Genomic DNA, 19,066 nt, shown 5'->3' with positions numbered 1-19,066 from the left:
TTTCGCAGATAGGGGCTATTCGTCTTTTCTTAGGACATCTCAATGTTCCTAGGATATCGAACCCATGCCTCCGGCCCGGCAATGAGTGTTCACTCCTACTCCCGGCACCTACATGGCAATCGACCGTGCCAGTGGCAAGCGCGTCACCAGACCCGTCACACCAGTGACCGTCACCATCCCGATGGATGCCGGAGCCCCAGCCGAACGGAATCAGGACCCCCGGTTGGCCGTGAAGCACCTCCAGAAGTTCGCCTTCAATTACCTCGCGGCGACCATCGCCGCCGTGTCATCGAACCTGCGGAAGATATTCGACTTCTTCGTGAAGACCGCCGAACGTGACAGCGGCGAGAGTCTCTCCCGAGAACACCGACGCAAAGAAGCCACCGGAACACCGTTGAATAAACACAGCGCACTTCCCGCCCTGGCACCGCCGCAGTAGCAGAAACCAACGCCAATTCCGAACGTCACCCCGCGCACCGAACGCTTCAGCTTGCCCACCAGCAGGCTGATTGGCGTTTAAAGCGCAAACCCCCGAGCGGCGAGCGTTAAAACGGCCACCGAACGCGCACTGAGTCATTAAAAGAAGAAGGCCGGCTGAGCATTTCTGCTCAACCGACCTGTCCACTTGGATTTCATGACAACCATTCCTGGATTTCCTGAAACATCCACTGTGCGCGAGGGGGGACTTGAACCCCCACGTCCTTTCGAACACTGGCACCTGAAGCCAGCGCGTCTGCCAATTCCGCCACTCGCGCGAACTTAGGCAGATTAGCACTTTCCGAGGGCACAACGCCATTCGAGACAGGCAGGCCGCGCGAACACAGGTCTTCGCGGCGTGCCGAACATCCTGAACACGCGCCCGATATGCGCCCGACATGGTGACCCGGACTGGCTCCCGTAGGATGACAACCCTCACCGGGTATTGCCCGGCGGGTGAGTTAACACTTGAGACAAGTAACATGCTCATAGCCGAAAGGATCGGATCGGGAGACCTGTGGGCATTCTGGATAGTTTTGAAAAGGGTCTCGAACGCGCCGTCAACGGTGCGTTCGCCAAGACCTTCAGGTCGGGGCTGCAACCGGTTGAAATCACCTCAGCACTGCGTCGCGAACTCGACACAAAAGCAGCGGTCGTGTCCCGCGATCGCATTCTCGCGCCCAATCGCTTCACGGTGCGAATGAGCCATGCCGACTTCCAGCGCATGTCCGCCCTTGGCCAGACCCTCCTCGACGAACTCACCGAACTCGTGCAGCTGCACGGCCGCGAGCAGCGTTACCAGTTCGCCGGCGGCGTCTCGATCACCCTGTCCGCGGATCGCGGCCTCAGTGAGGGCATGGTCCAGATCGACTCCAGCACGATCAAGGGCAGCGTCGCCTGGATCCCCGTGGTCGAGGTCAACGGCAAGCGCTATCCGCTGACGCAGTCGCACACCGTCATCGGCCGCGGGAGCGACGCCGACATCACCATCGACGACTCCGGCACCTCTCGCCGGCATGTCGAGATCCTCTGGGACGGCTCCCGTGCCCAGGTGCGCGACCTCGGCTCGACAAACGGCTCCCAGCTCAACGGTTCACCGGTCACGCAGGCCATCCTCGAGCCCGATTCAGTCGTCACCATCGGCCGCACCCGCATCGTCTTCCGGGTCATCGCGCAGGCATCCTCTTCCGAGCCGGTGACCGAGCGTCACCGCGACGGCGGCCGCGAACGTCACGACATGGACGGATTCTGGGGACCCACCGCATGAGCGTCAGTGAGCTCACCCTGCTGGTGCTGCGCCTCGGCTTCCTGCTGGTGCTCTGGCTCTTCATCTTCGGCATCGTCTATGCCCTGCGCAGCGACCTGTTCGGCCAGCGCGCCCGCAAGATGCAGGCGGATGTCGCTGGCTCGGCCGGCGCGCCCGCCGCGTTCCCGAGCGCCACGCCCGTGCCGAGCGCCACCCAGCCTCCCGCCGCCGCGGCCTCCGCGCCGACGGAGCAGTTCACGGCTCGGCCTGGCCCGGCGTTCACCGCCGTGGACGACAAGGCCACCAGCCAGAACGCGACCCGCCTCGTGATCACCTCCGGCCCGAAGTCCGGCACTGAGTTCCCGCTCACCGGCGACTCGATCACGATCGGGCGGTCGGGCGACTCGAGCCTCGTCATCCGTGACGACTACACGTCCACCCACCACGCGCGTCTGATGCTCTGGCATGACAAGTGGATGATCCAGGATCTCGATTCGACCAACGGCACCTTCCTGGATGGCAACCGTTTGGCCGTGCCGACCCCGGTCCCCCTGAACACCACCGTCAAGATCGGCGCAACCAGCTTCGAGCTTCGGCGGTAGCTGCATGGCGACAGTCAGTCACAGCGCGGCCGCGTCCCACGTTGGAAAGATTCGGTCCAACAACCAGGACTCCGGCTATTCCGGGCGCCATCTCTTCCTGGTTGCCGACGGCATGGGCGGGCACGCCGGCGGCGACGTCGCTTCGGCGATCGCCACCAAACGCATCATGGATGCTGACCGGGACTTCCAGTCCCCGCAAGACGCCGAGTTCGCCCTGCAGGCGGCGCTGATCGCCGCGAATTCGCAGCTCGCCGAGACCGTGTTCGAGCACGCCGAACTCACCGGCATGGGCACCACCGTCAGCGCGCTGATCGTGCTGGAAGACGAGGTGGCGATCGCGCACATCGGTGACTCGCGCATCTACCTGCTCCGCGAGGGCGAACTCTCCCAGATCACCATCGACCACACCTTCGTACAGCGGCTCGTCGACAGTGGCCGCATCACCGAGGCGGAAGCCATGGTGCATCCGCGCCGCTCGGTGCTCATGCGCGTGCTGGGCGACGTCGAATCGGCGCCGGAGATCGACACCTCCATCCTTGCGACCTTCCCCGGTGACCGCTGGCTGATCTGCTCCGACGGGCTCAGCGGCGTGGTCTCTAATTCGGGCATCGCCGCGGCCCTGCTCAGCCCACTTGACGCCCAGGGCGTGGCCGATCGCCTGGTCAAGGAAAGCCTCGACGGCGGAGCCCCTGACAACGTCACCATCGTCGTCGTCGACATCGGCTCACCCGCCGAACGCATCGACATGCCCACCGTGGTTGGGTCGGCATCCGCTCCCCTCGCCTTCGGCGAGGAGCCCACCCGCGGCCGGGCGCTGCGCATGTCGAGCTTGCGCCTGCACCCCGTGCGTGAAACGCACTTCGAGCCTGACTCCCAGGACTATCTCTCGGAGCTGATCGAGGAAGACAATCGCCGGGCCCGCCGCCGCAAGATCACCTGGCTGGTCGGCATCATCCTGCTGATTCTGGCCATCGTCGGCGCCGGCTTCCTCGGCTACCGGTGGACCCAGTCCCGTTACTACGTGGGGGTGGAAGGCAGCACGGTCGCCATCTTCCAGGGCGTGCAGCAGGACCTCGGCCCCCTCTCCCTGTCCTCCGTCTTCGAGGACACCGACCTGGAGCTGTCCGAACTGCGGGTCTACGACCGGCAGCAGGTCGAAAAAACCATCAGCGCAACCTCCCTCGCGGATGCGTTGCTCATCGTCGAACGGCTCCAAGATGCCAGCGTCCAGTAACCGGTCCACGACGACGGATGCGCCTGCGCGCCCGCCCCGCACAGGTCGCGTGCGCCGACTGCACCTGCCCCAGAAGCTGCGCAACCTCGAGTTGGTCCTGCTGCTCATCGCCTGCGGCATCAACGCGGCCACCGTTGTGCTCGTGCAGCTCGGCGCGCTCGGCCGAATCGACACGACACTGGTGCTGCTCGGCGCCGGCCTGTCGGTGCTGGTTCTGGCCATGCACGTGGTGCTGCGCGTCGTGGCCCGCGAGGCCGACCCGTTCATCCTGCCCATCGCCACCCTGCTCAACGGCCTCGGCATCGCCATGATCTACCGCATCGACCTGGCCAACGAAGAGTCCGGCTGGGCCAGCGCCTCCGTACGCCAGACCGTGTGGAGCGCCCTGGCCATCGGCTGCGCGATCGCGGTCATCCTGATCATCCGCAACCACCGGGTGCTGTTCCGCTACACCTACATCGCCGGGTTCGTCGGTGTGGCACTGTTGCTGCTCCCGCTCGTTCCCGGCCTCGGCCGCGAGGTCAGCGGGGCGCGCGTCTGGATCGGCGTCGGATCCTTCGCCACCTTCCAGCCGGGCGAGATCGCGAAGATCGCCCTGGCCGTCTTCTTCGCCGGCTACCTCGTGCGCAACCGCGACAGCCTCTCCATGGTGGGCAAGAAATTTCTTGGCATGCGTTTCCCGCGCCTGCGCGACCTCGGCCCGATCCTTGTCGTCTGGGCGCTGTCCATGTCCGTGATCATCTTCCAGCGCGACCTCGGAACCGCCCTGCTCTACTTCGGTCTATTCCTGGTCATGCTCTACCTGGCCACCGGCCGCCTCAGCTGGGTGCTGCTGGGCATGTCCCTCTTCCTCGGCGGTGCCCTCATCGCCAGCCAGACCCTGGACTACGTCAACGGCCGGTTCCAGAACTGGCTCGACGCCCTCAACCCGGATGTCTACGGGGCCGACGGCGGCAGCTACCAGCTGGTGCAGGGGCTCTTCGGTCTCGCCAAGGGCGGGCTCATCGGCACGGGCTTGGGCCAGGGGCGTCCAGAGATCACCCCCGTCCCCCAAAGCGACTACATCATCGCCAGCCTCGGCGAGGAACTCGGCCTGGCCGGCATCTTTGCGATCCTCGCGCTCTACCTGCTCCTCGTCGCGCGCGGCTTCCGCATCGGCTTCGCCGGCAATGACGACTTCGGCAAGCTGCTCGGCGTGGGTCTCTCCTTCGTCATCGCCCTGCAGTGCTTCATCGTGATCGGCGGCGTCACCCGTGTGATTCCCCTCACCGGTCTGACCACACCCTTCCTCGCCGCCGGCGGGTCCTCCCTCGTCGCGAACTGGATCATCGTGGCCCTGCTCCTGCGCCTGTCCGACACGGTGCGCAACCAACCCAGGCTGGTGGTCTGATGAATCGTGAACTCAAACGAGTGAGCATCGTGGTCATGCTCATGTTCGTGGCCCTGCTCGTCTCCACGACAATCGTGCAGGTCTTCCAGGCAGACAGCCTGTCCGCGGATGCCCGCAACACCCGCACGCTCTACGACAGCTACTCCGTCGAACGCGGTCCGATCCTCGTCGCGGGCGAGCCGATCGCCCAGTCGATGCCCGCCGACGATGAATACAAGTTTCAGCGCACCTACAGCAACGGGCCGCTCTACGCCCCGATCACCGGGTTCATTCCGCTCAACGGTGCGCCCACCGGGCTGGAGCATTCCCTTAACGGCGAACTCAGCGGAACGTCCGACGCCCAGTTCTTCGACAAGATGAACGCCCTGATCACCGGCCAGAACCCCAAGGGGGCTTCTGTGGAGGTCACGATCGACCCGGTCGCGCAGCAGGCCGCCTGGGATGCCCTCGGCGACCTCACCGGCTCCGTCGTCGTCTCCGAGCCGGCGACCGGTCGCATCCTCGCCCTGGTCTCCAAGCCCAGCTACGACCCGAACCTGCTCACCGTGCACGACAACCAGCAGGTCACCGACAACTATCAGTCGCTGCTGAACGACGACGGTAACCCGCTGCTCAGCCGCGCCACCAAAACCCTCAACCCACCCGGCTCGGTGTTCAAGCTGGTCGTGATGACGGCCGCCTTGGAATCGGGCAAGTTCACCCCGGAGAGCACCTTCCCGAACCCGCCCACGTACCAGCTGCCCGGCTCGTCGGCGGTCGTCATCAACTCCGGCGGCGGCACCTGCGGCGGAGGGGACACCGTCACTCTCGCCACCGCCCTGCGTCTCTCCTGCAACATTCCACTGGCCGAACTAGGTCTGCAGCTGGGCAACAAGGCCATTCGCGACACGGCCGAGAAGTTCGGCTTCAACAGCGACTATTCGATCCCCCTCGACGTGTCTCAAAGCGTGTACCCCACGGTTCTCGACGACGCCCAGACCGCACTCTCGGCCTTCGGCCAGACGGATGTCCGTGCGACGGCCCTGCAGATGGCGATGGTTTCAGCCGCGATCGCCAACGGCGGCCAGCTGATGACGCCCAACCTCGTCGACAAGGTGACCGCACCGGACCTGAGTCCGATTCAGGTCTTCGAGCCGGAAGCAATGAAACGGGTGATGAGCGCCGAAACGGCGGCAACACTGAACCAAATGATGGTCAACGGAGTCCAGGATGGCGCCGCCAGCAATGCAAGAATAGACGGGGTTAAGGTGGCAGGTAAAACGGGCACGGCGGAGAACGCCGAGGACGAGCCTTACACCCTGTGGTTCACCGGATTCGCTCCTGCGGAGGATCCGAAATATGCGATCACCGTTCTCGTTGAAAATGGCGGGGGACTTGGCCAGACAGGGTACGGCAATCTGCTTGCCGCACCTATTGCAAAGGAAGTACTAGAGGCGGTGCTGAACAAATGAGACCCACATCAGGGCTCACCTTCGGGGGACGATACGAGCTGCAGTCCCGGATCGCCATTGGCGGGATGGGCGAGGTTTGGAAGTCGATCGACCTCGTAATCGGTCGCACGGTCGCCATCAAGATTCTCAAGGACGAGTACCTCGGTGACCCTGGGTTCCTCGAGCGGTTCCGCGCCGAGGCCCGTCACGCCGCGCTCGTCAACCACGAAGGCATCGCCAACGTGTTCGACTACGGCGAAGAAGACGGCAGCGCCTTCCTCGTGATGGAACTCGTACCCGGTGAAGCACTGTCCACCATCCTCGAGCGCGAGCATGTCCTCCCCGCGGACAAGGTGCTGGACATCGTCTCCCAGACGGCCGCCGCACTTCACGCCGCGCACGCCGCCGGACTCGTGCACCGCGACATCAAGCCGGGCAACCTGTTGATCACGCCCGAAGGCCGCGTCAAGATCACCGACTTCGGCATTGCCCGCATCGCCGACCAGGTGCCGCTTACCGCGACTGGCCAGGTCATGGGCACCGTGCAGTACCTCTCACCCGAGCAGGCCAGCGGCCGCTCCGCCTCGCCGACCACCGACATCTACTCGCTCGGCATCGTCGCTTACGAAAGCCTCGCCGGCCGCAGGCCGTTCACGGGCGAGTCCCAGGTCGCGATCGCCATGGCGCAGATCAATGAGACCGCCCCCGACCTGCCCGACACGGTGTCGGAGCCGGTGCGCAACCTGGTGATCTCCTGCCTGGCCAAGAACCCCGCGGACCGTCCGGCCTCGGCCGCGCACCTGTCCCGTGCCGCCGCAGCCCTCCGCCGCGGCGACATCGCGGCCGCTGCGGCATCCGTGCCTGCCATCATGAACGGCGTCACGCCCACCTCCGCGACCATGTTGATGCCCGGCGCCGGCGGAATGCAGGCCACGACCGTGCTGCCCACCGGAGCGCCCGCGACGCGTGCCTCCGCGACGGCGGAACCCGAGGAAAAGAAGCGCAGCCCGTGGACCTGGCCGCTGATCGGCCTGATCGGCCTGCTCGCGCTCGTACTCACCGGCACCCTGATCGCCCTGTTCACACAGGACAACACGACGCCGGTGGAGACGCCGACCACGTCGGCACCGGCATCGGTGACTCCGTCCCCGAGCAAAACGCCCACCCCCTCGGCGACCCCCGCGCCATCGCCGACCCCAACGAGCAACACCGTCGAAGTCAGTCTGGCCGACTACCAGGGACTGACCAGCACGGAGGCGCGCGACAAGCTGTCCGGGCTGGGATTCGTAGCGGATGTCCAAGCCGGCAACGCGGCCACCACCCCGGAGCAGATCGCCGACACCGTCTACGACGTGAACCCCACCGGCCCGGTGACGAAGGGTTCCACGATCACGGTCACGGTCTACGCCCCCGCCGTCACCCCCGACGACCCGACCGCGGCGCCCACCGTCGCCCCCGCCTCGGTCGCCGCCGGAGCAGAGGCCACGGTCACCTGGGCTGCACAGTCCTGCCCAAGCGGCCAGACCCTCTCCGGCTATGAGGTCGTGGCCGACGGCGACGCCGTCTCCCCCGGCCCGATCAGCCCGGACGCCACCTCTACGAAGATCACCGCGGGTCCCGACGCCGGCACCTTCACGGTCAAGTTCCGCTACATCTGCGGCCAGGTCGCATCGGCCTACTCGAAGTCCAGCACACCTGTCACCGTCACCCCGGCGGCGTAGCGGAGGCTCAGGAAGGTACGGCTAAAATACGGTGAACTGTGTGCGCGAGCTGGGAGTAATGCTTTGACTGATGAAGGCCGTCTGCTCGCCGGTCGTTACCGGGTGGGTGCGCTCCTCGGGCGAGGTGGAATGTCCGATGTGCACATCGGCACCGATTCCCGGCTCGGCCGCACGGTCGCGATCAAGCTGCTCAAGTCATCGCTTGCCGCCGACCCGGCATTCCGCACCCGCTTCCGCCAGGAGGCGCAGGCGGCCGCCCGTATGGCTCACCCCACCATCGTGCGCGTCTTCGACGCGGGCGAGGAGTCTGTCTCCGAGATCGGCGGCCACGAATCGCAGATCCCGTTCATCGTGATGGAATACGTCGACGGTCGACTGCTCAAGGACATCATCCGCGAGGGCGCGGTTCAGCCCGACGAGGCCGTTCGCATCATCGTCGGCGTTCTGACAGCCCTCGAATACTCTCATCGCGCGGGCGTCGTGCACCGCGATATCAAGCCCGGCAACATCATGATCACCAAGACAGGTCAGGTCAAGGTGATGGACTTCGGCATTGCCCGGGCCATCTCCGACTCCTCGACGACCGTGGCGCAGACCACGGCGATCCTGGGCACCGCCTCCTATTTCTCCCCCGAGCAGGCCAAGGGTGAATCGGTGGATGCCCGCACCGACCTCTACTCCACGGGCGTGGTCCTGTTCGAGATGCTCGCCGGTCGCCCTCCATTCCGCGGTGACTCCGCCGTGGCCGTCGCCTACCAGCACGTCAGCGAAGCCCCGGTCGAACCGAGCTCGATCAACTCCCGGGTGTCCCCCGCACTCGACGCCGTCGTGCTGCATTCCCTGGCGAAGGACCGTTTCACGCGCTACCAGAGTGCCGTGGAGTTCCGCACCGACGTCGAGCTGGCCGGGTCAGGGCAGATTCCGGAGTACCACACGTCCGATGACTCCAGCGGCGGGCTGTTCGCTGCTGCCCCGCTGGCGGCTTCCGGCTCCGAGCTCGCGCTCAAGCAGCTCACCGAAGACGAAACCATGGTGCGCACGCAGCGCCGCCCACCCGTGATCTGGATCTGGGCCGGTATCCTCAGCGTCATCGTCATCGTGCTCTCCGTCATGATCTGGGCCTTCAGCCTCACGCCAAGCGTTGATCTGCCCGACAACTCGCGCCGGGTGCCGTCGCTCACCGGATTCAGCTATGAGAACGCCCAGAATTCACTTCTGGACCGTGACCTGGCCGCGATCCGGGCCGAGGAGGCCAGCGCCACGGTGCCCAAGGACCAGGTGATCCGCACAGACCCTCCGGCAGGCACGATCGCCCAGCCGACCGACCTGATCGAGGTTTATGTCTCCACCGGCGCCCAGCCGGTCGACGTTCCGGATGTCACCAACCTGCCCCTCGCCGACGCCCAGACCGCGGTGACGGACCTCGGCCTCACCGCGGGGTCGGTCACTCGGGAGAACTCTCCGACCATCGCCGCCGGTCTGGTGCTCCGAACCGACCCAGTCGCCGCGACGACGGAAAAAACTGGTGTCACGGTCGATTTCATCGTCTCCAGCGGCCTCGTAGCCCTCCCCGACCTCGAGGGTCAGCTCCTGAGCGCGGCGATCGATATGCTCGCCGCAGCCGACGTGCAGTTGTTCCCCATCCCCACACCCGATGAGACATGTCCCCAGCGGGATGGCTCGCCGGTGACCCAGCAGTCCCTCGCTCCGGGCGACGTGCCCCAGAAGTCCGAGGTTACGCTGGTCTACTGCACTGGCCCGGCTGCCGACTGAGTCCCGGCCCGGCGGCTGACTGCCTCAGCTGAGCTTCAGCAGGGGAGTGAGCCCCTGGGCCGTCTTCCGGGCGCCGGGCAGTCCGGCCAGAGCCAGCCAGTTGGCCACCATCAGGTAGCCGCCCTCGGTCAGCACCGACTCGGGGTGGAACTGCACACCCAAAATGGGGGCGCTCACGTGCCGGAGCCCCATGATCACGCCGCCCTGCGTGCGTGAGGTGACGATCAGGTCGCTCGGCACGGTGCCGTCGACGACGGCGAGCGAGTGATACCGCGTCGCTGAGAACGGCTGCGGCACGCCGGCGTAGAAGTCGCTGCCGTCGTGCGTGATCAGGCTGGTCTTGCCGTGCATGAGTTCTTCGGCGTTGGTGACCGTGGCCCCGAAGGCCTCGGCAATCGCCTGGTGCCCCAGGCAGACGCCGAACAGGGGCTGGCCGGAACCGAGGGCGGCGCGCACGATCGGTACGGAGACGCCGGCGTCGGACGGCTTGCCGGGACCGGGTGAGATGAGCACGCCGTCAAATTCCGCGATGCGGGCCGCGGCCTCCTCCGGCTCGAAGGCATCGTTGCGCAGCACGACCGTTTCGGCTCCGAGCTCCATCAGGTAGCCGTTGAGCGTGTAGACGAAACTGTCGTAGTTATCGATGACGAGGATGCGGGTCATGGGCTTCCTACCGTGACTTCCTGATTGTTGACAATGGAATCCACCCATGGGAACGCCCAGGTGGCAAGCACGAACAACATGGCTGTGAGCAACACGAACACCAGCACGATCCGGAGCCAGACCGGTCCGGGCAGAACCCGCCAGAGAGCAGCGTACATCCGAGCCTCCTAGCCCTGGGCCTGGGCCTGGGCATTGATAACGGTCGCGACTTCGGCCGGCGGGCCGGCAGATGTCGGTTGCCACGCCTCGAGAACACCGTACGCGATGATGCGCTCGGCCGTGGAGAGCAGGGGATTGCAGCTCGTGAGCGTGATGAACCGGTCGACGGGCGCCACATCCGGATTGTGCGGCACCGGCGCGATCACATCGACCGCGGTCGGGGCGACGTACTCGAGGTCGCGGAACCGGTAGGTGTAATAGCCGTCGGCGGTCTGAACGTAGATCGCGTCGCCCAGCTGGAGTTCGTTGATCAGGTGCATGCCACCGCCGTTAGCGCTGCGGTGCGCCGCCAGGGCGAAGTTGCCGACCTCACCGGGCATCTGGGTGTCGGGGTAGTGGCCGATCCCCGACCGGGAGCTGTTGAGCACATTGTTACCGATCCCCTCGGCGATGGACCGGTGATAGTCCGCCCCGAATCGCGGCACGTAGAGCACGGCGAAGGATTGGGCGCTGGGGGGAGCCTCACGGACGACCGGGTCACCGAAGTCGGCCGGGGCCGACTCCCCCGGGTCGGTTGTCTGCGGGGTATCCGCGGCCTGATCGCGACTGGACCGCTCGTCGTCAATCCAGGTCTGGCTGATCTCGGCCGCCGCCTTCGACTGCTGACCGGCCATAATCATGTCATTCCACCAGAGTTGCCAGCCCAGGAATGCGAGCACGAGAACGCCGGCCGTGATGAGCACCTCGCCGATGATCCCCACGGCACTGAGTCGCGGGCGACTCTTGTGGCGGGGGGCGTGGCGGGTCGCCTCTGCGGGAGGCTGATCTGCTCGCTCGGACATGGTCTCAATTCTAATCGGGGAGGTGGGTCCTCTCTGCCGGGCGCCTGCCGGTCGATCCAGCCAAAGACGCTAGAATCGCAGGCATGTCACGCTCGAATCCCCGCAGCAAGCCCGCCCGCACCGAGGTCGCCCGCTCCGGCGAGGCCGGTCCGAACGCCGTGTGGTTCAAGCCGGTGATGTTCGGTTTCATGCTCATCGGGCTGGCCTGGATCATCGTCTTCTACGTGAGCCAGGGAACGCTGCCCGTCGCTGGTTTCGGGTCGTGGAACATTCTGGTCGGTTTCGGGATCGCCTTCGTCGGCTTCCTGATGACCACCCGCTGGCGCTGATCCCGCCCTTATCCGGCCCGGTTGTCACACCTGTCGAGACCCCGTCCCGCACCCCCGCGACGGGATAATGACAACGGTGTAATTATCCCCATGTGGACAAACCTGTGGATAACTTTTCCGGGAGGCGACCGCGGCCGAACCGCTCGCTGAATCCCGGCACTGTGTCTCACATTGTGCACCTGCTAAGGTGCTGTGTGAAACCAAGCGGGGGCACCGGCCGAGACGCGGTCGAGACGTGTTTCCGCTGTGTGAGAAGAGGCGTAACTCATGAAAGCATCAGCAGAACTCGGCTCCAACCTTCAGTCCGTTCTCGTCGACCTGATCGAGCTGCACGTGCAAGGCAAGCAGGCGCACTGGAGCGTCGTGGGCAAGAACTTCCGGGACCTGCACCTCCAGCTCGACGAGATCATCGACGATGCCCGACTATTCACCGACCAGCTGGCCGAGCGGATGCGCGCGCTCGACGCCCTGCCGGACGGCCGAAGCGAGACGGTCACGGCGACCACCCACCTGCCCAAGTTCCCCGCCGGAGAGGTGGACACCTCGGAGACCGTCGGCCTGGTCACCGAACGCCTCGACGCGGCGGTCGACAACATCCGTGCCGTTCACGACGCGGTCGACGAGGAAGACCCGACGAGCGCCGACATCCTGCACGGCTTTATCGAGAAGCTGGAACAGTACGCCTGGATGGTCAGCGCCGAGAACCGCACCCCGCGCAAGGCGCCGGCCAAGGCCCCGACCAGGCCAGCCGGCAGGGCCTGAGTCGGAAGCTGCGCCTCCTGTTTCACGCACCTGCACACGGAGCCTGGTGTGGTCGGTACCAAACCAGGCGGTCGGTTTGACGAGGATAGAAAGTCCGGGACCGACCTGGCTGACCGTGCCCGGGAAACGCACGGCGGAGTCCAGCCTGCGCGACGCCGCAACGGCTGCCTTCGCAGTGAACGGAGACGCGGGGCGGGCCCTGGAGCTCTCCCGCGCGCTCGGCGGCTCCGTTCCCCGACCAGGGTCAGGGCGAACGCTGCGCCTGCTTGAAACCCTGGCTTCCCTGGCCGCCGCGGACCTCACGGCCGCGCGGGTAGCCGAGGCGCACCTGGACGCCCTCGCCATCCTCGACCAGGCCGCCCTGCATCCGGCCGGGCTCGTCGCGGGGGGCAGCCCGGAACCGAGCTGGGGCGTCTTCGCCGCCGAGGCCGCGGGGTCTCGTCTCGAGGCGAGACCGGTCGGCGGCGCACGGTGGCGTCTCGACGGCACGAAACCCTGGTGCTCGCTCGCCGGCTCGCTCAGCCACGCCCTGGTCACGGCGAACACCGCGGCCACCACCCAGCGGCTGTTCGTGGTCGACCTGGCCGACCCCGGCATCACCGTCCGCACGGACGCCTGGGTGAGCCGAGGGCTCCCCGCCGTGCCGAGCGGACCGGTCGAGTTCCGAGGCACTATGGCCCAGCCGGTCGGCGACGACGGCTGGTACCTCCGCAGACCGGGCTTCGCCTGGGGCGGGATCGGCGTCGCGGCCTGCTGGTGGGGTGGCGCCGTGGGTCTGGCCAGGCGGGTCTGGGAGTCCGTACTCGAGCGAGAGCCCGATCAGATCGCGCTCGCGCACCTGGGCGCCCTCGACCTCGCACTGACCGCCGCCGGGACCTCCCTGGCTGCCGCCGCGGCGGCGATCGACGCCGGGGACGCCGTCGGCGACCAGGGCGCACTCCTGGCAGCGCGGGTGCGCGGCCAGGTCGCGCGCACGGTCGACGAGGTGATCACCCGCACGGGCCACGCGCTCGGCCCCGCGCCGCTCGCCTTCGACGCTCGGCACGCTGGGCGCATCGCCGATCTGCAGCTCTACGTTCGCCAGCACCACGCCGAACGGGACGACGCGGCGCTCGGCCGCCGACTACGGGACGCCGGGGTATCCCCGTGGTGAGCTTCAGTCACACGGATGCTGGCACGGCCGAAACCGTGTGGACGGCGGTGCACGGTGATGCGGCCGGCGTGCAGGCACTGCGCATCGACGAATTGCGCCGACTCGTCGTGGTCGCGTCGCATCCCGACGACGAAACGCTCGGTGCCGGCGGGCTGATCGCCCGGGCCGGGGGAGCCGGAGTTCCGGTGACGGTTGTGGTGCTCACCAATGGTGAGGCCTCCCATCCCCGGTCCCGTACGCACGACCCCGGGCGGCTTGCGGAATTGCGCCGGGTTGAGGTGACGGCTGCCGTCACCGCCCTGGCGCCCACGGCCCTGGTGCGCCTGGTCGAGCTCCCCGACGGATCCCTCGCCGAGCGCCCGGAGGAGGCGTCCCGGGCGATTTCCGTTGAACTCGGGGCCGGCGGGCCGGGAACCTGGTTGGTCGCCCCCTGGAGCCTGGACGGCCATCCTGACCATGCGGCGGCGGCCGAGGCCGCCCGCCACGCGGCCCGCGGCCGAGGTGTCAGCCTCTTCGAATACCCGATTTGGGCCTGGCACTGGTCCACCCCGGGGGACCCGATCTGGTCGGACGGCGTGCTGCGAACCCTTGACCTGGCGCCCGAAGACCGTCGGCGTAAATCTAGGGCAATGGCTCTGCATATCAGTCAGGTGCAGCCGCTGTCCGAGCTGCCCGGCGACGAAGCGATCATCCAGGCGGCCTTCGGTGCGCACTTCGAACGCGAGTATGAGATTTTCATCGAGATCGAAACTGAGAAAGAGTCGGGGAATAGAGCGAGTCTGGCCGGGGATTTCTTTGAGGAGTTCTACGCCGGGAACCGTGACCCGTGGAGTTTCGAAACTCGCTGGTACGAGGAGCGCAAGCGGTCACTGACCCTGTCGGCGCTGCCTCGGAAACGCTACCGAGCGGCGCTGGAACTGGGCTGCTCGATCGGCATGCTGACGGCTGGTCTTGCCGACCGGTGCGACACTGTCGCCGCGGTCGACATCGCCGAGCAGCCGCTCCAGGTCGCCCGCGCCCGGCTGGTGTCACGCCCCAGCGTCACTTTCGCACGGCTCACCCTGCCCACCGAGTGGCCGGAGGGCTCCTTCGATCTCATCGTGTTCTCCGAGGTCGGGTACTACTTCTCGGCGGAGGAATTGCGAGCGGTTCTCGGGCGATGCCGCGACAGCCTTGCTGCCGGTGGTGTGCTCGTGGCCTGCCACTGGCGGCATTCCGTGCCGGAATATCCACTGACCGGCGACCAGGTGCACGCAGAACTCGGCAGGCTGGCCGGGTTCGAGCGCACGGTTGAGCATCGGGAACGCGACTTCCTGCTCGAGGTGTTCGAAGCCGCGCCGGCTCGCTCGGTCGCACAACGTGAAGGCCTGGTTCCGTGAGCGGCCGCGGCGCGATCGACAGAATCATCGTCGTGGTACCGGCCCGCAATGAGGAGGAGCTCCTGCCGAGATGCCTGTCGGCATTGGCCGTGGCCGTCGGAGAGGTCGGCGGGGTGGCCGGTCAGGCGCCGCCGGTCATCGACGTCGTGGTCGTGCTCGACCGGTGCAGCGATGGTACAGCCGACGTCGCCTCGGAGTGGCCGATATTCGCGAGCATCCAGACGAACGGTGGCGCCGTCGGCGTTGCCCGCCGCGCCGGGGTGCGGCACCTTGTGCCGACCTCTGACCGGTTCACCTCGGCGACGTGGATCGCGACGACGGATGCCGACTCCGCTGTGCCGCCGAACTGGCTGACCGTTCAGCTCGCATTCGCCCGCAACTCCATCGATCTCGTCCTCGGAACCGTGGTTCCCGACGACGGGTTGTCCGACGGAGGCAGGGAACGGTGGGACGCCCAGCACCGCCTGGTCGAGGGCCACACCTATGTGCACGGTGCGAACCTCGGAGTGCGCGCCGACCGGTATTTGCACGCCGGAGAATTCGCGCGCGTCGACGGGCATGAGGACGTGCGGCTGGTCTCCGCCCTGCGTAGTCTCAGGGTGAGCGAGATTCGCACCGAACTGATCCCCGTTGTTACCTCCGGTCGCCTCGCCGGGCGCACTCCAGAAGGATTCGCCGGCTATCTGCGTGATCAGGCGGCCGAAGCCACTTCCTAGGGGAGTGAGTTCTCATCGTTTGGTTGTGTCGCTCCCGGAAGGTCGCGGGCTGACCGCACTGCGGGCACGCGTTCATCCCCGGCGGAGCGCCGTGCCCGGCGTCGAACCAATTCGACGGAGATTCTGGGTCAAACACCTGTTCCTCAGCTCAAACGGGCTGTTTAGAGAAGAATCTCCGTCGAATTCGTTCGGGCAGAGTAGCTGCAGGCCTCGGGCTCGACAGACACGGCGGTTGGGCCGCACGTACCGCCCGCCCCGCGGTCCCATGCGCGCCTGCGTCGGTATCGGGAACAACCTTCTCCGCCACCCTCCGCGAACCCACATTGCCCCGGGCAATCGGGGCTCACTCGGCGAGCTAGGTCAGGAACATCGCACCGCTGACGACCACCAGAAACGCCCCGAAAGTCGTTATCAGCACGGTCTGCAGCCGCTGCTGCTTGATGCGGCGGGTCTGCACGAAGATCAGCCCGACCACCGCACCAGCGATCAGACCGCCCACGTGCGCCTGCCAGGCCACATTCAGCCCCGGTAGGAATCCGATCACCAGGTTGATGCCGACCAAGATCAAAAGCTGGGTCGCGTTGCCGCCCAGGCGTCGCTGGATGATCAGGAACGCGCCCATCAGGCCGAAGATGGCGCCGGAGGCGCCGACAACGGGAATCCGGGGGTCGGACAGGAACAGGACGCCCAGGGATCCGGCGAGGCCGCTCAGCACGTACAGGGCGAGGAAACGGCCACGACCGAGCATTCCCTCAAGGATCTGACCGAAGATCCAGAGCGTGTACATGTTCAGCAGTACGTGGAAGATGGAGCCGTGCACGAGCACGCTCGTCAGCATGCGCCAGGGCTCAAAGCTCCCGGGAGAGGAGTAAACGCCCGCGTACCAGAGGAGGCTGGTGAAACCAGCACCCAGGATGAACTGCAGCAGGTATATCGCCAGTGTGACGCCGATGATCACTGTGGTCACCGGGTGCGAGGTGCTCTTCAGCCGGGTCAGGATGGCCGGCTTGGTGCGCGGGGCATTCCTGCGCTGTTCGTTCATGCACTCGGGGCAGATCACGCCGACGGCGCCCTGAGTCTGGCAGTCAGGGCAGATTGTGCGGCCGCAGCGCTGGCAGAGGATGTAACTCTGCCTGCCCGGATGCCGGTAGCAGAAGTTAGCGGCGGTTCCGGGCAGGCCTGTCATCGTAGGCGGAGCCTAGACCTGCTCGACGGTGACGCTCTCGATGACGACTTCGGTCTGCGGACGGTCGCGGCCGTCGGTGGGCACGGTCGCGAGCTTGGCGACGATCGCACGGGACTCCTCGTCTTCGACGGCACCGAAGATGGTGTGCTTGCCCTGCAGCCAAGTCGTCGGCACGACGGTGATGAAGAACTGCGAACCGTTGGTTCCGCGTCCGCCCTGGATACCGGCGTTCGCCATTGCGAGCACGTACGGCTGTGTGAAGTCGAGGTCCGAGTTGATTTCATCGTCGAACTGGTAGCCCGGTCCACCGGTGCCCTGGCCGAGCGGGTCGCCGGCCTGGATCATGAAGTCCTTGATGATGCGGTGGAAGACCGTACCGTCGTAGAGAGGTGCGTTGGAGGTTTGACCGGTGGCGGGGTGCTTCCACTCGATCTCGCCGGTTGCGAGACCGACGAAGTTCTTGACGGTCTTCGGCGCGTGATTGCCGAAGAGGTTGACCTTGATCGGTCCGAGGGTGGTATTGAGCGTTGCGACGGCGGTGTGCTTAGACATGGACTCAATTCTTGCACAGCCGGATTAGTGGATTCCGATCAACACCGGCTCCACCCAGAGCCCTCCCAGACGATTGCGTGGCAAGATGGACAGTGTTCGCCACATGACATCGATGGAGGGTCCAGATGAGCCTGTCACGCAAGCGCCGCAAGGAACTTACTCGGCTGCGTAAGAGCGCAGACGAATTATGGAACAACCAGCAGGAAGTGCTCGAGCGTGCCAACGCCATTGCAAGGGAGGCCAGCCGCCAGGCCGGCATCCTCACCCGTGAGGAAGTAGCTCCGCGCGTGCGTGAAAGCTATGAGCACCTTTTGCGCCCTGGAGTGCAGGCCACTCAGGATCTCGCCGAAGGTGTTCGCCACCAGGTCATCGACCGGGTGTTGCCCGGAATCGGCAGCGGAATCGGCACGGCCATCGGCTCGGTGATGAGCGTCGGGGACGTTGCCCGCGACGCCCGCGTTCGTGCGGCACTGAACCGCGTGCGGTTCCAGAAGCCTGTAGTGCTAGAGAACAAGGGTCCTGGCGCCGGCACCTACATCGCACTCGGCGTTGCCCTGGCCGCCGCCGCAGGCGTCGCCTACGCCGTCTGGCAGACCTTCCGCGCCGACGACGAGCTGTGGGTCGCTGAAGATGATCCCGCCGCCGCCACGTCAGTCGAAGACTAGACCGCAGCACCGCAACACCAGGGGAGGGCCCGCATCCAGGGGATGCGGGCCCTCCCCTTTTTTTTTCGGGTTGCCGGCTCAGCCGAGAAGAGTCGTCGAGGCACCCTCGAGTTCTTCGAGCTGCGTCAGAATCGACATGACGACAATCACGTCGATGACCACATTGAACAGCGCAGCGACGATCGAGAGGATCAGCCCGATCTGTGCCAGCTCCCGGCGATTCGAGCGCCGCAGCGCGATAATGCCGAGCACACTCCCTACGATCGCGAGCAACAGGCCGAGAACCGGGAGCCAGCCGCCGGCGAAGGCCACAATGCCCATCCAGAGGGCCGTGATCGCGAGCCTGTCGGCCGTGGGCCGGGAGGGCGGCATTGCGGCGGCTGGTGCGGGGCGGTTGCTGGCTGACATGCGCCTCACCGTACCAAATCGCAGGCTGAAGCTGTGCGAAAGTGACTGAGGGCCGATAAATGGAGAACGCCCGGCCCCAAAGAAAGGGGCCGGGCGTTCTTCCTTGTGGAGCCACGGGGAATCGAACCCCGGACCTCCTGCTTGCAAAGCAGGCGCTCTACCAATTGAGCTATGGCCCCGCATGATTACAGGGATTGCATGCCGCGGTGTCAAAACTTTTCTTGCGTGGGGATACCGGGATTTGAACCTGGGACCTCTTCGTTATCAGCGAAGCGCTCTAACCAACTGAGCTATATCCCCCTAATGGGCAGGTTTGAGACTACCCGATTCGGCGGGATTGTCCCAATCGAGCCGCAAAGCGACCCGACCAGCGACATCC

General features: G+C 66.1%; 20 protein-coding genes and 3 tRNA genes. 14 read left to right on the top strand and 9 right to left on the bottom strand.

What is annotated here, in order from left to right:
• The first annotated feature begins 112 nt into the window (after positions 1 to 112).
• Complete coding sequence (locus E3O54_RS15505; protein ID WP_134375257.1) at positions 113 to 439, top strand: hypothetical protein; 327 nt, start codon at positions 113 to 115, stop codon at positions 437 to 439.
• Positions 440 to 671: 232 nt separating this feature from the next.
• On the opposite strand, the gene E3O54_RS15500 is transcribed toward E3O54_RS15505, so the two are convergent.
• Positions 672 to 755 (bottom strand) — tRNA-Leu (locus tag E3O54_RS15500).
• A 239-nt stretch (positions 756 to 994) separates the two neighbouring features.
• On the opposite strand from E3O54_RS15500, the gene E3O54_RS15495 reads away from it, so the two are divergent.
• From E3O54_RS15495 to pknB, 7 genes are all read left to right on the top strand, one after another.
• On the top strand, positions 995 to 1,744 hold the full coding sequence (locus tag E3O54_RS15495) for a DUF3662 and FHA domain-containing protein (RefSeq protein WP_104100621.1): 750 nt from the start codon (positions 995 to 997) through the stop codon (positions 1,742 to 1,744).
• Positions 1,741 to 2,325 carry an FHA domain-containing protein gene (locus E3O54_RS15490; RefSeq protein WP_104100622.1) on the top strand — a complete coding sequence of 195 codons (585 nt, stop codon included), beginning with the start codon at positions 1,741 to 1,743 and terminating at the stop codon, positions 2,323 to 2,325. Before E3O54_RS15495 ends, E3O54_RS15490 begins: the two co-directional genes overlap by 4 nt.
• 4 nt (positions 2,326 to 2,329) lie before the next feature.
• Positions 2,330 to 3,559 (top strand): PP2C family serine/threonine-protein phosphatase, encoded by a 1,230-nt coding sequence (locus E3O54_RS15485; protein WP_104100623.1) that lies wholly within the window; start codon positions 2,330 to 2,332, stop codon positions 3,557 to 3,559.
• Positions 3,543 to 4,949: an FtsW/RodA/SpoVE family cell cycle protein gene (locus E3O54_RS15480; RefSeq protein WP_104100624.1), complete on the top strand. Its 1,407-nt coding sequence runs from the start codon at positions 3,543 to 3,545 to the stop codon at positions 4,947 to 4,949. The genes E3O54_RS15485 and E3O54_RS15480 overlap by 17 nt, the downstream gene beginning before the upstream one ends.
• Positions 4,949 to 6,400 (top strand): penicillin-binding protein 2, encoded by a 1,452-nt coding sequence (locus E3O54_RS15475; protein ID WP_104100625.1) that lies wholly within the window; start codon positions 4,949 to 4,951, stop codon positions 6,398 to 6,400. Before E3O54_RS15480 ends, E3O54_RS15475 begins: the two co-directional genes overlap by 1 nt.
• A complete protein-coding gene (locus tag E3O54_RS15470; RefSeq protein ID WP_104100626.1) occupies positions 6,397 to 8,100 on the top strand; it encodes a protein kinase in 1,704 nt (567 codons plus the stop codon). The genes E3O54_RS15475 and E3O54_RS15470 overlap by 4 nt, the downstream gene beginning before the upstream one ends.
• Positions 8,101 to 8,163: 63 nt before the next feature.
• Positions 8,164 to 9,873 (top strand): Stk1 family PASTA domain-containing Ser/Thr kinase, encoded by a 1,710-nt coding sequence (gene pknB, locus E3O54_RS15465; RefSeq protein ID WP_134401973.1) that lies wholly within the window; start codon positions 8,164 to 8,166, stop codon positions 9,871 to 9,873.
• A gap of 24 nt (positions 9,874 to 9,897) precedes the next feature.
• On the opposite strand, the gene E3O54_RS15460 is transcribed toward pknB, so the two are convergent.
• From E3O54_RS15460 to E3O54_RS15455, 3 genes are read right to left on the bottom strand one after another with little or no spacing between them, the layout of a single operon-like run.
• A complete protein-coding gene (locus E3O54_RS15460) occupies positions 9,898 to 10,536 on the bottom strand; it encodes an aminodeoxychorismate/anthranilate synthase component II (RefSeq protein ID WP_104100628.1) in 639 nt (212 codons plus the stop codon).
• A complete protein-coding gene (locus E3O54_RS16455; RefSeq protein WP_146067669.1) occupies positions 10,533 to 10,694 on the bottom strand; it encodes a DUF4175 domain-containing protein in 162 nt (53 codons plus the stop codon). Before E3O54_RS16455 ends, E3O54_RS15460 begins: the two co-directional genes overlap by 4 nt.
• Before the next feature lie 9 nt (positions 10,695 to 10,703).
• Positions 10,704 to 11,537, bottom strand: coding sequence for a class E sortase (locus tag E3O54_RS15455; RefSeq protein ID WP_134401972.1), 834 nt, complete (start codon positions 11,535 to 11,537; stop codon positions 10,704 to 10,706).
• Between the two features lie 83 nt (positions 11,538 to 11,620).
• Between E3O54_RS15455 and E3O54_RS15450 the strand changes: the two genes are divergently transcribed.
• The 5 genes from E3O54_RS15450 (at position 11,621) to E3O54_RS15430 (ending at position 15,876) form a co-directional block, all read left to right on the top strand.
• Positions 11,621 to 11,866 carry a cell division protein CrgA gene (locus E3O54_RS15450; protein WP_104100630.1) on the top strand — a complete coding sequence of 82 codons (246 nt, stop codon included), beginning with the start codon at positions 11,621 to 11,623 and terminating at the stop codon, positions 11,864 to 11,866.
• 267 nt (positions 11,867 to 12,133) lie between these two features.
• A complete protein-coding gene (locus E3O54_RS15445) occupies positions 12,134 to 12,628 on the top strand; it encodes a Dps family protein (RefSeq protein ID WP_104100631.1) in 495 nt (164 codons plus the stop codon).
• A gap of 76 nt (positions 12,629 to 12,704) precedes the next feature.
• Complete coding sequence (locus E3O54_RS15440) at positions 12,705 to 13,781, top strand: acyl-CoA dehydrogenase (protein ID WP_134401971.1); 1,077 nt, start codon at positions 12,705 to 12,707, stop codon at positions 13,779 to 13,781.
• Positions 13,778 to 15,160 (top strand): bifunctional PIG-L family deacetylase/class I SAM-dependent methyltransferase, encoded by a 1,383-nt coding sequence (locus E3O54_RS15435; protein WP_241976930.1) that lies wholly within the window; start codon positions 13,778 to 13,780, stop codon positions 15,158 to 15,160. The genes E3O54_RS15440 and E3O54_RS15435 overlap by 4 nt, the downstream gene beginning before the upstream one ends.
• A complete protein-coding gene (locus E3O54_RS15430; RefSeq protein ID WP_104100634.1) occupies positions 15,157 to 15,876 on the top strand; it encodes a glycosyltransferase family A protein in 720 nt (239 codons plus the stop codon). Before E3O54_RS15435 ends, E3O54_RS15430 begins: the two co-directional genes overlap by 4 nt.
• A 355-nt stretch (positions 15,877 to 16,231) precedes the next feature.
• Here E3O54_RS15430 and E3O54_RS15425 read toward each other — a convergent pair whose 3' ends face one another.
• Positions 16,232 to 17,062 (bottom strand): rhomboid family intramembrane serine protease, encoded by an 831-nt coding sequence (locus E3O54_RS15425; RefSeq protein ID WP_104100635.1) that lies wholly within the window; start codon positions 17,060 to 17,062, stop codon positions 16,232 to 16,234.
• A 12-nt stretch (positions 17,063 to 17,074) separates the two neighbouring features.
• A complete protein-coding gene (locus tag E3O54_RS15420) occupies positions 17,075 to 17,614 on the bottom strand; it encodes a peptidylprolyl isomerase (protein WP_104100636.1) in 540 nt (179 codons plus the stop codon).
• 125 nt (positions 17,615 to 17,739) lie between these two features.
• Between E3O54_RS15420 and E3O54_RS15415 the strand changes: the two genes are divergently transcribed.
• A complete protein-coding gene (locus tag E3O54_RS15415; protein ID WP_104100637.1) occupies positions 17,740 to 18,279 on the top strand; it encodes a hypothetical protein in 540 nt (179 codons plus the stop codon).
• Between the two features lie 78 nt (positions 18,280 to 18,357).
• Here E3O54_RS15415 and E3O54_RS15410 read toward each other — a convergent pair whose 3' ends face one another.
• The 3 genes from E3O54_RS15410 to E3O54_RS15400 all read right to left on the bottom strand — a co-directional run bounded on the left by E3O54_RS15410 (position 18,358) and on the right by E3O54_RS15400 (position 18,987).
• Positions 18,358 to 18,687, bottom strand: coding sequence for a hypothetical protein (locus E3O54_RS15410; RefSeq protein ID WP_134401969.1), 330 nt, complete (start codon positions 18,685 to 18,687; stop codon positions 18,358 to 18,360).
• Between the two features lie 106 nt (positions 18,688 to 18,793).
• Positions 18,794 to 18,866 (bottom strand) — tRNA-Ala (locus E3O54_RS15405).
• 47 nt (positions 18,867 to 18,913) lie between these two features.
• Positions 18,914 to 18,987: transfer RNA gene (locus tag E3O54_RS15400), tRNA-Ile, on the bottom strand.
• Between the last annotated feature and the right edge of the window lie 79 nt (positions 18,988 to 19,066).

The organism is Cryobacterium sp. TMT2-4 (assembly GCF_004402575.1).
GTDB lineage: Bacteria > Actinomycetota > Actinomycetes > Actinomycetales > Microbacteriaceae > Cryobacterium > Cryobacterium sandaracinum.
Note: the sequence above shows the minus strand (reverse complement) of the source record. Positions and strands in the feature narration are given on the sequence as shown.